This window comes from Variovorax sp. JS1663 (genome assembly GCF_002157355.1).
Taxonomy (GTDB): Bacteria; Pseudomonadota; Gammaproteobacteria; order Burkholderiales; family Burkholderiaceae_C; genus Variovorax.
In genome coordinates this window covers 1-14,742 of sequence record NZ_LYMK01000087.1, presented here as the reverse complement: position 1 = coordinate 14,742, position 14,742 = coordinate 1, and the positions used below count along the sequence as shown (strand labels likewise).

Genomic DNA, 14,742 nt, shown 5'->3' with positions numbered 1-14,742 from the left:
TTCTTGATCTCCCTGTGCATCCGGGGAGATCAAGCTCATGGCTTCAGCGTTGTTGCTGCCTCGCTCCCGTTGCGGGGCGCGATTCTGGGGCAGTTCTGCTCAGAAGAATCTGATCAATTGTTGCGGTGTCAACTCGGAAACAATGCTGAGCGGTAATTCCTGGTCGCGCCCCAGTCCCCGGACCGGCTCATACTCGCGTCATGAGTCAGATCGGCAAGCCCCCGGGCGACGACGCCCTGATCCGGCATGGCTGCGACGCCACGCCATGCCCGCAGACCTCCAAGCCCTGGGTCCTGGCCGCGGCCATCATCGGCTCGAGCATGGCCTTCATCGACGGCACGGTGGTCAACGTGGCGCTGCCCGCGATCCAGCGCGATCTGCAGGCCACGGCCTTCCAGGCGCAGTGGGTGGTGGAGTCCTACGCGCTCTTCCTGGCCGCGCTGCTGCTGGTGGGCGGCTCGCTGGGCGATCTGTTCGGACGGCGGCGCATCTTCGCGCTGGGCGTCATGGTGTTCGCGCTGGCCTCGGTGGGCTGCGCGCTCGCCGCCAGCGTGCAGCAGCTGATCGCCGCGCGTGCGGTGCAGGGCATCGGCGGCGCCCTGCTGGTGCCGGGCAGCCTGGCGCTGATCAGCGCCAATTTCGAGGAGAAGGAACGCGGCCGCGCCATCGGCACCTGGTCCGGCGCGAGCGGCATCACGGCCGCGATCGGGCCGGTGCTGGGCGGCTTCCTGGTCGACCACTATTCCTGGATCTGGGCCTTCCTGGTCAACGTGCCGATGGCGCTGGTGGTGTTGTGGATCGTGTGGCGCCACGTGCCCGAGAGCCGCGGCAGCGCCGCCGGCAGCGGGCTGGATGCCTGGGGCGCGCTGCTCGCGACCGCCGCGCTGGGCGGCATCGTCTATGCCTTCATCGAGGCGCCGACCCAGGGCTGGGGCTCGGTGGCCGTGCTGGCGGCCCTGGCCATCGGCATCGTGGCCAGCCTGGTCTTCGTGCAGGTGGAGGGGCGCGTGCGCGCGCCGATGCTGCCGCTGGGCCTGATGCGCATCGGCAACTTCGGCGGGGCCAACCTGCTGACGCTGCTGCTGTACGCGGCGCTGGGCGGCGGGCTGTACTTCTTTCCACTGAACCTCATCCAGGTCCAGGGCTACTCCGCGACCGTGGCGGGCGCGGCGCTGCTGCCCTTCATCCTGATCATGTTCGCGCTCTCGGGCTGGGCGGGGCAACTGGTCGATCGATTCGGCCCCCGGCTGCCGCTGGTGGTGGGGCCGGCCATCGCCGCGGCCGGCTTCGCGCTGTTCGCGGTGCCGGGCGTCGGGGTCAACTACTGGACGGCCTTCTTTCCGGCCGTCGTCGTGCTGGGCTTCGGCATGACGGTCACCGTGGCACCGCTCACCACCACCGTGATGAACGCGGTCGGGCCGGAGGCGGCGGGTGTCGCCTCGGGTGTCAACAACGCGGTCTCGCGCGCGGCCTCGGTGCTGGCGATCGCGGTGTTCGGGGTGGTGATGGCATGGGTCTTCGATGCGGTGCTGGCAGACGGCTTGCGGGAAGCGGGTGCCTCGGCGCAGGCCAGCGCCTTTCTCGAGGGGCAGCGCAGCAAGCTGGCTGGAGCCGAGCTGCCACCGGGGATCGACGGGACGACCGCGGCGGCACTCAAGGCTGCGGTGGCGGCGTCTTTCGTGGCGGGGTTCCGGTGGGTGATGCTGATCTGCGCGGGGCTGGCGCTGCTGAGTGCGTTGAGCGCGTGGGTGATGATCGGGCGAGGGCCGGTGGAGGGGAGGGCCGTGGTGGCGAAACTGCCTTAGGTCGGAGAAGTAACATGCCGCCACTCCCGACGATCGATACATGACCACCAGCGCCGCTTCCTCCCGAGAAGTTCAATTCGAGCCGAAGACCATCCAGCCCACCGATGAGCAATTGGCGATCCAGACAGCCACGGATCGGACCATCATCGTCGAAGCCAATGCGGGCGCCGCGAAGACGACGACCTTGGCATTGCGCATGGCGGAAAGCTGGCGGCGGGGCACGAGTCCCGACCTGTTCCTGGCCCTCACTTACACCAAGCCTGCATGCGATGCGCTGAAGGGCGCCCTCGCGAAGATCGGTGTGCCTCACAACGTGGTCAACCGGTTTCGAATCCAGACCTTCGAGGATTTCTGCGTGCAGCTTCTCGACGAGATTCTCGGCGCGCAGGTTCCGGTCTACGCGCAGGATGAGCAACTTCGCCCCTTCGTCTGGCAGGCCGTGAAACGGGTGGAGGAGAACGAGAGCGAACGATGGCGCTCCGAGCTCGTCATGCCCTCCCTGGGCGACAGCGGCATGGTCGAGGAGTTCCTGAAAGTCGGCACGTGGCTGAAGGGAACCATGCGCGACACGCTGGAGCGCGGGGACAGCGCCGTGTCGCCGGACTATGCGGCGGCGATCGGTGTCGAATACACACAGCTCAGGATCTTTCTGGCGTATGAGCGGATTCGCCGCCGGGAGAACGCGGACCGCCCGCTGTTTCGCGGACCCTTGGACGCCACGTACGACCTGGCGCGTCTTCTGTACGAGGACGAGTCGGTGCAGGGGCTCGGCGCCTGGCCGTTCTCGACCCGCGTCCTGGTGGTCGACGAGATGCACGACCTGAACCAGGCGATGTTCAGGGTGCTGCAGGAACTGCTCAACACGACGTCCAGCTACTTTTGCGGTGTGGGCGACTTCGATCAGGTCCTTCATGAAGCCACCGGTGCCGATGCGCGCTTCATGGGCAACACCATCGAGGACTGCACCCGCCGAAGCGTGCGGCGCTATCCGTTGACCCACAGCTACCGGTTCGGCCGCTCGCTCGCCACCAAGGCGGGGCGTATCGCAGAGAAGCCGTACAGCACGCAGTCGCCCCACGACACCAAGCTTCTGCTCGACGGCTACGACACCGGGGAAGACTGCGCGAAGCTGGTCGTCGACACCGCGAAGGCGTGGCAAGCCACGCCAAAGGCCAGGATGAACGAACTCGCCATCCTGCTGCGGCACTCTTACCAGACGGTGCCCATCGAGAACGCGCTGCTGGAGAGCGGCATGCCCTACACCATGGCGGGCTTCGACAGCTACCTGACGCGCCCCGAGGTGCTGTTCGTGCGTGGGTTGCTGGCCGTGGCAACCGACAGCATCGGCAGCGTTGCGGATGACCGCACGCGCGAAAAAGTGATGGAAGCCCTTTTCTTCTTCAGCGGCAGCAGGATCGAGGTCAAGGGTCGCGAACATGAAAGCCAGGAAGCCCTGCTCGCCGATGCGATCCGCAGCGTGACTGCCGCGCCAGGATTCCTGACCCACTTCTTCGAGAACCAGGTGCTGCGGACGGCCGAGCCCACGATGAGGAGGCGGCTCGAGGTGTCGGTGAAGATCGCGCGGGAGCAGAGCGGCCCGGACCTGCTGCGCCACATCCTGCAAGCGCTGAACATGGAAGCGCTCGTCAAGGAGGTCTACGTCTCCAGGCAGCGGCGTCAGGATGCACTCGGCAACCTCGAGGGCCTCAGGCGGGCGGCGATGAAGTTCAACACGGCCCTGGACTATTTCCACAGTCTCAATGACGCCGAGCAGAAGCAGCGCCAGCTCAAGAAGACGGCCAGCCTGGTGATTGCCAGTGTCGTCAGCGTGAAGGGCCTCGAGTTCGATCACGTTGTCATGCCGTATCTGGCCCACGGTGAGTTTCCAGCGCCGACGGCATCGGACCGGGAAGAGCAGAACATGTTCTACGTCGGGATCACCCGCGCCAGGCGATTCCTGACGATGTTCGCGAGCACCGACCGGCCCAGTCGTTTCGTGCAGAAGATGGGCTATACGTCCTCGGCCAGGTCAGCGGCCTAGCACCGCGTTTTCAGCGGGCTGCACCGACGGCGCGCGTCGTCGGCGGGCCGCGCGCCATGACGGCCTACGACCTTTGGTTAGCCCACATGGCCGATAGTCAACCCCATCGCCCCCGCCCACACTGCGCGTCGTGATCGCCCGTTCACCGACGTTGTCGGACGCAGGAGGAATGGCCATGATCCCAAGACGCTGCAGTGCGGCGACGCTGGCGCCGCTGGCAGTCGTCCTGATCCTGGCGGCCTGCTCGCGTGGGCCGCAGCCGGGCGAAGTGCTCGACGAGGCCCGGCGGGCCGGCCGCGACGGCGCTTCCTTCCCGCACGCCACCGAGGACTACTTCCGCGACATGGACGGCGGCATCGCCCTCACGCCGGAGGAGGTCAGGGGCCGCAACATGTGGCTGGTGTGGAGCGGCGGCAACGACCGCTTCTGGTCGAAGATGACCGACTACACCTTCGGCGCCTTCGACCTGCTGAAGGTGGTGAGCACCCATCCCAGCCTCGGCTACTCGCGCGCCAACCGCTGGAGCTACTTCGGCCTCGTCAACGAGCCCTGCTTCGAGGCCGCCACCGGCCCCGACAAGAACCGCCGCGGCCTCTGGCTCGATGCGCGCAGCAAGGACTGCGGACCCGACCCCTTCGAGAACGAGAGCAAGTACCCGGGCGTGAAGATCGGCTCGCGCGGCCAGTCGCTGGGCGACGGCAGCACGCAGCCGGTCGGCTCCTTCTACGGCTGGGGCACCGGCATCGCCGGCCTGCGGCTCTTTCCCAACCCGGACTTCGACGCCAAGGCCGCGAAGGAGTGGGACGCCGAGCGCTACTACACCGACCCGGGCTACTACAACCGCAAGGACCTGGTGCGGCCCTTTCGCGTCGGCATGTCCTGCGGCTTCTGCCACATCGGGCCCAGCCCGGTGAAGCCGCCGGCCGACCCGAACAATCCGAAGTTCGAGAACCTCAGCTCCTCCGTGGGCGCGCAGTACATGTGGGTGGACCGGCTCTTCATCTACAACGCCAACAAGCCCGAGGGCCGCACCAACTACATGTACCAGCTGGCCCACACCTACCGCCCGGGCAGCATGGACACCTCGCTGGTCTCCACCGACAGCATCAACAACCCGCGCACCATGAACGCGGTCTACGAGTTCGGCGGGCGGCTGGAGATGGCCAAGCGCATCGGACAGGAGAAGCTGGCCGGCGGGGAGTTGAACAACAAGCAGTTCAACGATTTCGTCACCAGCGGGCCGCTGCTGGAGTTCTTCACCAAGCCCGACGCGGTGCGCACGCCGCACGTGCTGAAGGACGGCGCGGATTCCGTCGGCCTGCTGGGCGCGCTCAACCGGGTGTACCTGAACATCGGCCTCTTCAGCGAAGAATGGCTGCTGCACTTCAACCCGGTGGTGGGCGGCAAGACCATCACGCCGATCCCGATCGCCACCGCGCAGAAGAACTCCGGCTACTGGCAGGCCACCGAGGCCGGCACGCCCGACACGGCGCTCTTCTTCCTCAAGGCGGCGCGGCCCGACCGTTTGCAGGACGCCCCGGGCGGCAGCGCCCACCTCGGCGCGGACGCGGCCACACTGGAACGCGGCAGGAGCGCCTTTGCCGACACCTGCGCGCGCTGCCATTCGAGCAAGGGCCCGCCGCCACCGCCCGCGCTGGAGCTCACGGCCGCGAAGTGCGCGGGGCCCGGCTACGTGGACTGCTTCAAGCGCTACTGGAAATGGACCCAGACCGACGAGTACAAGGCCCAGATGCGCGCGATCGTGCAGGCGCCGGACTTCCTGCAGGGCAACTACCTCTCGACCGACGCCCGCATCCCGGTCACGCTGCTGCGCACCAACATCTGCAGCCCGCTCGCCACCAATGCGCTGGCCGGCAACATCTGGAACGACTTCTCCTCGCAGACCTACAAGAGCCTGCCCTCGGTCGGCACGGTGACGCTGCGCGACCCCTTCACCGGCGAGCCGCGGCCCTACGCGATGCCGGCCGGCGGGCGCGGCTACACGCGCGTGCCCTCGCTGATCGGCGCCTGGTCGACCGCGCCCTTCCTGTTGAACAACACGGTCGGGCCCTTCGACATCGATCCCTCGGTCGATGCGCGCGTGCGCAGCTTCCAGGGCTCGATCGAGCAGATGCTGTGGCCCGAGCGGCGCGAGCGCGATCCGATGCTGGGCGAGAAGATCGGCGGCCTGATCGACCGCACCACCGAGCGCAGCACCGTGACGGTGCCCACCGGCTTCGTGCCCGAGGCGCTGCAGCCGCTGCAGGGCACGCTGCACCGCTGGCTGCCGTGGCTGGTGGAGCAGGACGGCGACATCGTGCTCGGGCCGATCCCCAAGGGCGTGCCGGTGGCGCTGCTGGCCAACCTCAAGCTGCGCGCCGAGGGCGACACGCTGCACGAGAAGGCCACGCACGTGCGCGACGTGGGCAAGCTGCTGGTCGAGCTCAGGCAGGCGTTGAAGAGCGCGCCCGCCGGCGCCGACGACGACCAGCTGCGCTCGCATTTCGCGCGGCTGCGCGAGCCGATGATGCAGCTGAGCAAGTGCCCGGACTTCGTGGTCAACCGCGGCCACTACTTCGGCACCGCCGAGTTCAACCGGCAGGACGGCCTGAGCGAAGACGAACGCGCCTTCGGCCGCGAGCCCGAACTCAGCGACGAGGACAAGCGCGCGCTGATCGCCTTCCTCAAGACCTTCTGAGCCGATGCCCGAGCGCGAGTGGGACTACGTGATCGTGGGCTCCGGCCCCGGCGGCGGCACGCTCGCCGCGCGGCTGGCCGAAGCCGGCATGCGCGTCTTCCTGCTCGAGGCCGGCGGCGACCCCCGGGCCCCGGCCGCGCGCCTGCCGGAGGACTACGACGTGCCGGCCTTCCATGCCTTCGCGTGCGAGAACCCGGCCATCAGCTGGAACTTTCGCGTGCGCCACTACGCCGACGAGGCGAGGCAGGCGCGGGACTGGAAGTACGAGGCGGGGCAGGGCGTGCTCTACCCGCGGGCGGCAGCCCTGGGCGGGTGCAGCGCCCACAACGCGATGATCTTCATGCTGCCTCACGCCTCGGACTGGAACCACATCGCGCGGCTCACCGGCGACCGTTCCTGGCGCGCCTCGCGCATGCGCCGCTATGCGCAGCGCATCGAGGACTGCGGGCACCGTCCGCTGTGGCGCGCGTTGCGCCACGTGGGGCTCGACCCGACCGGCCACGGCTGGGGCGGCTGGCTGCGCACCGAGAAAGCGATCCCGCTGTCGGTGCTCGGCGACGACGGCCTGCTGCGCGTGCTGCGCGACACCGCCGGCGTGTTCACGCGCAGCCTGCCCACACCCGTGCGCAGCGCGCTGCGCTGGGTGCGCGGCGGGCTGGGCGACCCGAATTCCCGGCGGCTGTGGCCGGGCAGCTTCGAGGGCATCTGCTACACGCCGATGTCCACCGCCGACCACCGGCGCACCGGCATCCGCGAGCGCCTGCTGAAGGTGGCGGAATGGCATCCGGAACATCTGCACATCGAGCTCGATGCGCTGGCGACGCGGGTGCTCTTCGACGAGACGGGCGCGGCCTGCGGCATCGAGTACCTCAAGGGAGCGCGGCTCTACCGGGCCCACGCGGCGCCGAGCACCGCACAAGGGCAGCGTCGCGAGGTGCGGGCGCGGCGCGAGGTGATCCTCTGCGGCGGCGCCTTCAACACGCCGCAGCTCCTGATGCTCTCGGGCATCGGCCCGGCCGAAGAGCTGCAACGGTACGGCATCGCGCCGCGTGCCGAGCTGCCCGGCGTGGGCCGCAACCTGCAGGACCGCTACGAGATCGCCCTCACGCACCGCATGCGCCGCCCCTGGGAAGTGCTGGAAGGCGCGCGCTTCGATCGCCACGACACTCTGTGGCGGCGCTGGCAGGAAGGCCGCGTGGGCATGTACGCCTCCAACGGCGCGGCGCTGGGCGTGGTGCAGCGTTCCAGCGCCGCGATGCGGCCGGGCGAGGAGCCCGACCTGTTCTGCATGGCGCTGCTGGCCCGCTTCGAGGGCTACTTCCCCGGCTTCTCGGCGCTGGTGCGCGACCATCCCGACCAGCTGACCTGGGCCGTGCTCAAGGCCCACACGCGCAACCGTGCCGGCACGGTGCGGCTGCGATCGGCCGATCCGCGCGACATGCCGCTGCTGGACTTCCACTACTTCGATGCGGCCGACGATCCGGGAGGCGAGGACCTGCGCGCGGTGGTGGAGGCGATCCGCTCGGTGCGCCGCATGACCGCGCCGTTGCTGGCCAAGGGCTGGATCGCGGAAGAGATCGCGCCCGGCCCGGCCGTGCAGAGCGACGAGGACCTGGCCGCCTACGTGCGCGACACCGCGTGGGGCCACCACGCCTCCTGTTCCTGCGCCATCGGCCCGAAAGAGCAGGGCGGCGTGCTCGACGCCGACTTCGTCGTGCACGGCGTGCCGCGGCTGCGCGTGGTCGATGCATCGGTGTTCCCGCGGATTCCCGGTTTCTTCGTCGCCTCGGCGGTCTACATGGTGGCCGAGAAGGCGGCGGATGCGGTGCTGAGCGCGGCGGCGCGCACACCACTTTCGGCACATTGACGGCCTCCGACCCGGGGCCGACACTTTTGCGGACGGGTCTTCACTCGAGGAGATGGCGCATGGCCTACGACGTACAGCAACTGCTCGACATGTCCCAGCAGCAGCTCGACGAGCTGTTCACCGCCAGCCCGTCGGGCGACATTCCTGCCGGCGAGGCGGACGGAACCGCCATCATCGCCCCGGGCACCCGCTACACCGAGTCCATCGCGAAGATGATCAACTTCTTCGGTTGGCAGGGGAAGGTCTTCGACCCGGCCAACGGCGTGCTCAAGAACAAGGTCAGCCCCTTCGGCATCCAGGCCATCGTCGCCAAGGTCTACAAGGGGGACAGCTGGCTGGACCAGAAGGAATGCATCGTGCTGGACTACTCGAAGACCTCGGTGGTGGCGCACTGGATCCGCGACGAGATCCGGCTGATCTCGCCCGCCTTCTACCTGGGCAAGGTGTACTGGGGCAAAGAGCGGCTGATCGACTTCTGCCTGCGCTTCGAGGACACGAGACCCTGATGCAGTGACCCCTCAATCGCATTTCGTGGTTGTCGCAGCCATTGCCCCGGGACGCGAAGCAGGCCTGCGCAAGCTGCTGGACGGCATGAACCAGAAGCCGGGCCTGGCCGACCGCGCGAATGCCGTGCTGCCCTTCGGCGATTTCCCGCGTCTGCATTTCGCGCGGTTGGCGGTACTGGGCGACGCCACCATGGGCAACCTCGAGGAGTTCGGCCTGCCGCGGCCCCGGCTGCCGACCTACCTGGTCTTCATGGGCGATTGCGACGGCCCGGCGGATGCGCTGCTGGCCGAGATGGTGCAGCACGCAGGCCAGGGGATGCGCCGCATCTTCTCGCACTGCCGCGGCCTGGACGTGCGCGACGACCTGCTCGACTGGCTGCTGGATCACGACCGCCCGGTGGCGGCCCCCTACGTCAACCGCATCGGCCGCACCGTGCAGCAGATCCGCGAGGAAAGCGCGCTCCAGCAGGCGCTCGCCGCGCGCGTGCCGCGCGGCATGCGCGATGCAGCCGTGGACCCGCTGGCCTTGCGGCGCGACCTGCTGAACTTCGTGCGCACCGAGCAGGCCGCCGGCCGGCTGCTGCTGACGCCGCCCGCGCCCACGCCGCGGGGCTGGTGGATCGGCAACGCGCTGCATGCGCTGGCGCTGCCGGCGGCCGCGCTGCTGCTGTCGCCGCTCGTGGTGCTGTCGCTGCCCGTCGTCCTCTGGCTGCTGCGCCGGCACGAGACGCGCGACCCGGAATATTGTCCGCGCCCCGACCCCGAAGCGGTGCGAGAGATGCAGGAGCTGGAGGACCACGACCTGAGCAACAGCTTCACAGCGCTGGGCGCCGTCAAGCCCGGCTGGTTCCGGCGCATGCTGGTGCAGGTGCTGCTGTGGCTGATCGCCTGGGCCTGCCGCCACGTCTTCGGCCGCGGCCACCTGGCGCGCGTGCGCACCATCCATTTCGCGCACTGGGTCTTCCTCGACAACAAGACCCGGGTGCTGTTCGCCAGCAACTACGACGGCAGCCACGAGGCCTACATGGACGACTTCATCAACAAGGTCGCCTGGGGCCTGAACCTGGTGTTCAGCAACGGCTTCGGCTGGCCGCGCACGGCCTGGCTCATCCATCAGGGTGCCCGCCGCGAGCTGCCCTTCAAGTACTACCAGCGCGGGCACCAACTGCCCACGCAGGTCTGGTACAAGGCCTACCCCGGCCTCACGCTCAGCGACCTGGAGCGCAACCGTCGCATCCGCGAGGGCTTCGATCGCGTGGGCATGAGCGACGCCGAGGCCCTGGCATGGTTGAGGCTGTTATGAGCCGCCGGGCCGCTCCCAAGGCGAAGGTACTCCAGTGAGCACCGCTCCCCCGCGCGCCGTCGAGTTCGAGGACATCCAGGGCCTGGTGCGCTACGGCTACAAGCATCTGCGCCAGGCCTGCTTCCTGCTGCTGCACATCCGCGATGCCAAGGCCGCGCGCCGGTGGCTGGCCGCGACGCGTGTCACGAGCGCGCAGGCAAGCCGCCCGCCGCCGGACACGGCGCTGCAGGTCGCCTTCAGCGCGCCGGGCCTGGTCAAGCTGGGCCTGACCAAGGACGTCGTCCTCGGCTTCTCGCCGGAGTTCGTGGCCGGCATGAGCAGCGATGCCAGCCGCGCCCGGCGGCTGGGCGATCTCGGCGCCAACGATCCCGGCGGCTGGCGCTGGGGCGGCCGCTCCTATGACGTGCCGCATGTGATGCTGATGTTCTACGCCGACTCCGCCGAAGCGATCGACGCCTGGCTGGCCGGCGTGCTCGCCGAATGCACGGAGGCTTTCCTGCCGCTGCAGGAAGGCTGCCTGCGCACCGCCACGCTGGGACCGACCGAGCCCTTCGGCTTCCTCGACGGCATCTCGCAACCGGAGGTCGACTGGGACCGTCGGCGCCCTGCGCGGGACGAGGAGCAGTTCGAGTTCAGCAACCGCACCTGCCTCGGCGAGTTCCTGCTGGGCTATCCGAACGAATACGGTGCCTACACCGACCGGCCGCTGCTCGAGCCCGGGCGCGATCCGCGCGCGCGCCTGCCGCGGGCCGAAGACCTTCCCGGCAAGGCCGACCTGGGCCGCAACGGCAGCTACCTCGTGCTGCGGCAGCTCGAGCAGGACGTCGGCGGCTTCTGGCAGTTCCTCGACCGCGAGGCCGGGGCCAACCTCGCGCTGCGCCGCCAACTGGCGGAGGCGATGGTCGGGCGCACCATGGACAAGGGCGAGCCCCTGGTGGGACCGGGCGAAGAGTCCATCGACGGCATCGAGACCAGGAACCAGGCGCTCAACGGCTTCACCTACGGCGGCGATCCGGAGGGCCTGCGCTGTCCCATGGGGGCGCACATCCGCCGCGCCAACCCGCGCAATGCCGACCTGCCGCCCGGCTGGGACAACCCGCTGGCGCGCCTGTGGCGGCGCCTGGGCTTCGGCGCGGACCCGCGGCGACCGGACCTGGTCGCATCGACCCGCTTCCACCGGCTGCTGCGCCGCGGGCGCAAGTATGGCGGCGCGCCGGGCGAGGCGACGGGCCTTCACTTCATCTGCCTGGGCGCGAACATCGCGCGGCAGTTCGAATTCGTGCAGGGCGCGTGGATGGCCGGCACGCGCTTCGACGGCCTCTCCGGCGAGGCCGACCCGCTGTTGGGGCACCGGCTGCCGGGCCTGGATGGCCGGCCCACCGCCGGCTTCTCCATCCCCATCGCCACCGGCCCCGACCGCTGCATCGCCGGCCTGCCGCAGTTCGTGACCGTGCAGGGCGGCGCCTACTTCTTCCTGCCCGGCCTCGGCGCCCTGCGCTACCTGTCGGAGATGGAAGACACATGAACAACGACAACTCCAACGCGAGCCGGCCGGCGCCGCGGGCGAACACCGGCTCGGCCCTGAAGAACTTCGTCAGCGACTCGGGCATGGCCCTGCTGCGGCTGGAACGCCGCTTCGACCCCTTCGTGCGCCCGGCCTTCGACGCGCTGCTGCGCGACCCGCTGGCACGCCTGACAACCGCGCTGATCAACGGCCGCCGCCCGAACGAGGGCCTGGCCATCGCCGAGGAGCGGCTCCTGCCCGACGAGGCGAAGTTCGTCGACTCCATCGTCGAGAGCTTCACGCAGCAGATGCGCGACCTGTGGAAGCCCGGCGGCTTCGAGCGCGGCGGCAACACCAAGACCCAGGGCATCGTGCGCGGCGAGTTCATCGTGCACGACGACATCCCGGCGCACATGAAGCGCGGCATCTACGCGCGGCCGCAGACCTTCCGCGCCTGGGTGCGCTTCTCCGGCCCCGGCCCCTACATCACACCCGACATCGAGGACGTGGGCTTCATGAGCATCAGCATCAAGCTGCTGGGCGTGCCCGGCCCGAAGCTGATGGAGGACGAGCAGCACACGCTGGACATGTTCGGCGTGTCGACGCCCACCTTCGTGACGCCCGATGTGAAGGCCAATGCCGCGCTGCAGATCGAGAGCATGAAGAACGCGCAGATCTTCTACTTCGTGAACCTGCGCGAGTCGCACGTGCTGGACCTGGTCATGCAGTCGCTCTTCATCAAGACGCAGTCCAGCCCCTTCGAGGCGCCTTACTTCAGCTGCGTACCCTACCTCCTGGGCGAGGGCCAGGCCATGCAGTACTCGGTGTGGCCGAAGACGACGGCACGCACGCCCATCCCGCGCCTGCCGCTGCGCCCGCCCGACGACTACCTGCGCCTGGCGATGGTGAAGACGCTCGCGCAGCGCGACGTGGAGTTGGACATCCGCCTGCAGATGCAGACCGACCCCCATCTCATGCCGATCGAGAACGCGGGCGTACTGTGGCCCGAGAAGCTGTCGCCAAGGGTCAGCGTGGCCACGCTGCGCATCCCGCGGCAGCGCTTCGATTCGCCGGCGCAGATGGCTTTCGCGAAGAAGCTTTCCTACAACCCCTGGCACACCATCGCCGAGCACCGGCCGCTGGGCAACCAGAGCCGGGCGCGGCGGCGCATGTACTGGACGCTGTCGAAGCTGCGGCAGGACATGAACGCCGTGCCGCACTGCGAGCCGGGTGGGGACGAGGTCTTCGAGTAGTTATCTCGCCGCGAAGCAGTAGAAGCGGCCTGACCCGCCGGTGCGCACCAGCGCCTCCTGGCTGCAGCCGGCCGACTGGTGCGAGAAGTTCCAGGACTTCGCCCATTCCTCCGGCATCGGTCCGCTGCGATCGTGATGGCCGACGATGGCCGACCCGTCGGCGCCGCTCTTGGTCCAGGCGCCGCAGGTGGTGTCGGTCTGCGGCGCGAAGGCGTTGCCGTCGGCGCGCGAGCCGGTGAGGATGTCGTGCTCGTTGGGGTTGTCGCCGCGGCCCTTGACGGGATTGCCGCGCTCGTCGAGGGCCGTGGCCTTGCTGATGTTGTTGCCGTCGTGCAGATGGGCCAGGTCGCGTGCGATCAGCTCGCCCTTGGCGTTGTACCAGGGCCCGGTGCCGATGCGGTCGCGCGCGTTGATGGCGGCGACGCCCGGGTTGTTGCCCTGTGGGAAGGTGGGCGGGACGCTGAGGTAGGCGCGCCAGGTTCTTCCGCCGGCGCCTGCCGCGCTCGCAAGCCGCTGGCACTGCGCGTCGGCGCCCGCCAGGCCGCCCAGGTCCGCGCCCTTGCCGCTGCCGGCGCTGGTGATGAAGAAGCTCATGGATGGCCCTGATGCCGAGCCCATGGTGCCCGTGGCACAGGCGGTGACAAGGGCAAGGGTGGCGCCGGCAAGCGCCACGGCGAGCAATGCAGGTCTGGACATGAAGATCTCCTTTTTCTTGACGCCGATCGCGGCGCACGTATTGGGCAACGTGTCGCGCGGGACGGGGTCTAGGACGAACCCGGAAAGCCTCACGGCTTGTCAGGGCACTGCGACCTTCAACAGGTCAACCGACGGCTTTGATCAGGCGCTCCCGCGCCGCCTTGGCCACCATCGACGCGACCGCGCAGGAGGCCAGCCGCGCGGCCTCCGAATCGGCCCGGCTGGTCAGGATGATCGGCACCTTCGCGCCGAGCACGATGCCCGCGGCGTAGGCGCCCGCGAGGAAGCTCAGGCTCTTGGCCAGCATGTTGCCGGCGTCGAGCCCGGGCACGATCAACACGTTGGCGCGGCCCGCCACCGGCGAGACGATGCCCTTGATGCGCGCGGCCTCGGCGTCGATGGCGTTGTCCATCGCCAGCGGGCCGTCGAGCTGCGCGCCGGTGATCTGGCCGCGGTCGGCCATCTTGCACAGCGCCGCCGCGTCGAGGGTGGAGGGCACCTTGGGGTTCACCGTCTCCACCGCGCAGAGCAGGGCCACGCGCACCGCCGGCATCTGCAACGCATGGGCCAGGTCGATTGCGTTCTGCACGATGTCGACCTTCTCCTCCAGCGTGGGCGCGATGTTGATGGCGGCGTCCGAGATGATCAGCGGCTGCGCATGGCCGGGCACGTCCATCACGAAGCAGTGGCTGATCCGGCGCGAGGTGCGCAGGCCGCCCTCGCGGCGCACCACCGCGCCCATCAGCTCGTCGGTGTGCAGGCTGCCCTTCATCAGCGCGTCGACTTCGCCCTTGAGTGCCATCGCGACTGCGGCATCGGCCGCGGCATGGCTGTGCGGCGCGTCGACGATGGTCACGCCGTCCAGGCTCGCGCCGAGCGCCCTGGCCGCAGCCTCGATCTTGGCGCGCGGCCCCACCAGGAGCGGCGTGATGAGGCCGAGCCGCGCGGACTCCAGCGCGGCCTGCAGCGCGACCTCGCTGACCGGATGCACCACCGCCACGCGCAGCGGCGGCAACTGCCGCGCCGCGGCGATCAGGCGGTCGTAGTGGGGGTGGGTGGAGGGGGAGGG

Annotated in this window: 10 protein-coding genes; 8 read left to right on the top strand and 2 right to left on the bottom strand. The window is 69.3% G+C overall.

What is annotated here, in order from left to right:
- Positions 1 to 200: 200 nt before the first annotated feature.
- From A8M77_RS34200 to A8M77_RS34165, 8 genes are all read left to right on the top strand, one after another.
- Positions 201 to 1,805, top strand: coding sequence for an MFS transporter (locus tag A8M77_RS34200; RefSeq protein WP_086925923.1), 1,605 nt, complete (start codon positions 201 to 203; stop codon positions 1,803 to 1,805).
- 40 nt (positions 1,806 to 1,845) lie between these two features.
- On the top strand, positions 1,846 to 3,846 hold the full coding sequence (locus A8M77_RS34195) for a 3'-5' exonuclease (protein ID WP_086925922.1): 2,001 nt from the start codon (positions 1,846 to 1,848) through the stop codon (positions 3,844 to 3,846).
- A gap of 175 nt (positions 3,847 to 4,021) precedes the next feature.
- Positions 4,022 to 6,544 carry a hypothetical protein gene (locus A8M77_RS34190; RefSeq protein ID WP_086925926.1) on the top strand — a complete coding sequence of 841 codons (2,523 nt, stop codon included), beginning with the start codon at positions 4,022 to 4,024 and terminating at the stop codon, positions 6,542 to 6,544.
- Between the two features lie 4 nt (positions 6,545 to 6,548).
- Positions 6,549 to 8,411, top strand: coding sequence for a GMC family oxidoreductase (locus A8M77_RS34185; RefSeq protein WP_086925921.1), 1,863 nt, complete (start codon positions 6,549 to 6,551; stop codon positions 8,409 to 8,411).
- A gap of 59 nt (positions 8,412 to 8,470) precedes the next feature.
- A complete protein-coding gene (locus A8M77_RS34180; protein WP_086925920.1) occupies positions 8,471 to 8,917 on the top strand; it encodes a hypothetical protein in 447 nt (148 codons plus the stop codon).
- A gap of 4 nt (positions 8,918 to 8,921) precedes the next feature.
- Positions 8,922 to 10,220, top strand: coding sequence for a hypothetical protein (locus A8M77_RS34175; RefSeq protein WP_143694878.1), 1,299 nt, complete (start codon positions 8,922 to 8,924; stop codon positions 10,218 to 10,220).
- 34 nt (positions 10,221 to 10,254) lie between these two features.
- Positions 10,255 to 11,745 (top strand): Dyp-type peroxidase, encoded by a 1,491-nt coding sequence (locus tag A8M77_RS34170; RefSeq protein WP_086925918.1) that lies wholly within the window; start codon positions 10,255 to 10,257, stop codon positions 11,743 to 11,745.
- The gene (locus A8M77_RS34165) at positions 11,742 to 12,977 is read left to right on the top strand and encodes a hypothetical protein (RefSeq protein ID WP_202820697.1); all 1,236 of its coding nucleotides are present in this window, start codon (positions 11,742 to 11,744) and stop codon (positions 12,975 to 12,977) included. Before A8M77_RS34170 ends, A8M77_RS34165 begins: the two co-directional genes overlap by 4 nt.
- On the opposite strand, the gene A8M77_RS34160 is transcribed toward A8M77_RS34165, so the two are convergent.
- Positions 12,978 to 13,673: a hypothetical protein gene (locus A8M77_RS34160; RefSeq protein ID WP_086925917.1), complete on the bottom strand. Its 696-nt coding sequence runs from the start codon at positions 13,671 to 13,673 to the stop codon at positions 12,978 to 12,980.
- A 124-nt stretch (positions 13,674 to 13,797) separates the two neighbouring features.
- Positions 13,798 to 14,742: phosphate acetyltransferase (locus A8M77_RS34155; RefSeq protein ID WP_238137074.1), on the bottom strand; the 945-nt coding region annotated here is incomplete at its 5' end.

What these genes read in the sequence shown, in the direction of transcription:
- A8M77_RS34180 (WP_086925920.1), top strand. Translation starts at nt 8,471, where the DNA reads ATGGCCTACGACGTACAGCAACTGCTCGACATGTCCCAGCAGCAGCTC.
- A8M77_RS34160 (WP_086925917.1), bottom strand. Translation starts at nt 13,673, where the DNA reads ATGTCCAGACCTGCATTGCTCGCCGTGGCGCTTGCCGGCGCCACCCTT.
- A8M77_RS34190 (WP_086925926.1), top strand. Translation starts at nt 4,022, where the DNA reads ATGATCCCAAGACGCTGCAGTGCGGCGACGCTGGCGCCGCTGGCAGTC.
- A8M77_RS34185 (WP_086925921.1), top strand. Translation starts at nt 6,549, where the DNA reads ATGCCCGAGCGCGAGTGGGACTACGTGATCGTGGGCTCCGGCCCCGGC.
- A8M77_RS34165 (WP_202820697.1), top strand. Translation starts at nt 11,742, where the DNA reads ATGAACAACGACAACTCCAACGCGAGCCGGCCGGCGCCGCGGGCGAAC.
- A8M77_RS34195 (WP_086925922.1), top strand. Translation starts at nt 1,846, where the DNA reads ATGACCACCAGCGCCGCTTCCTCCCGAGAAGTTCAATTCGAGCCGAAG.
- A8M77_RS34200 (WP_086925923.1), top strand. Translation starts at nt 201, where the DNA reads ATGAGTCAGATCGGCAAGCCCCCGGGCGACGACGCCCTGATCCGGCAT.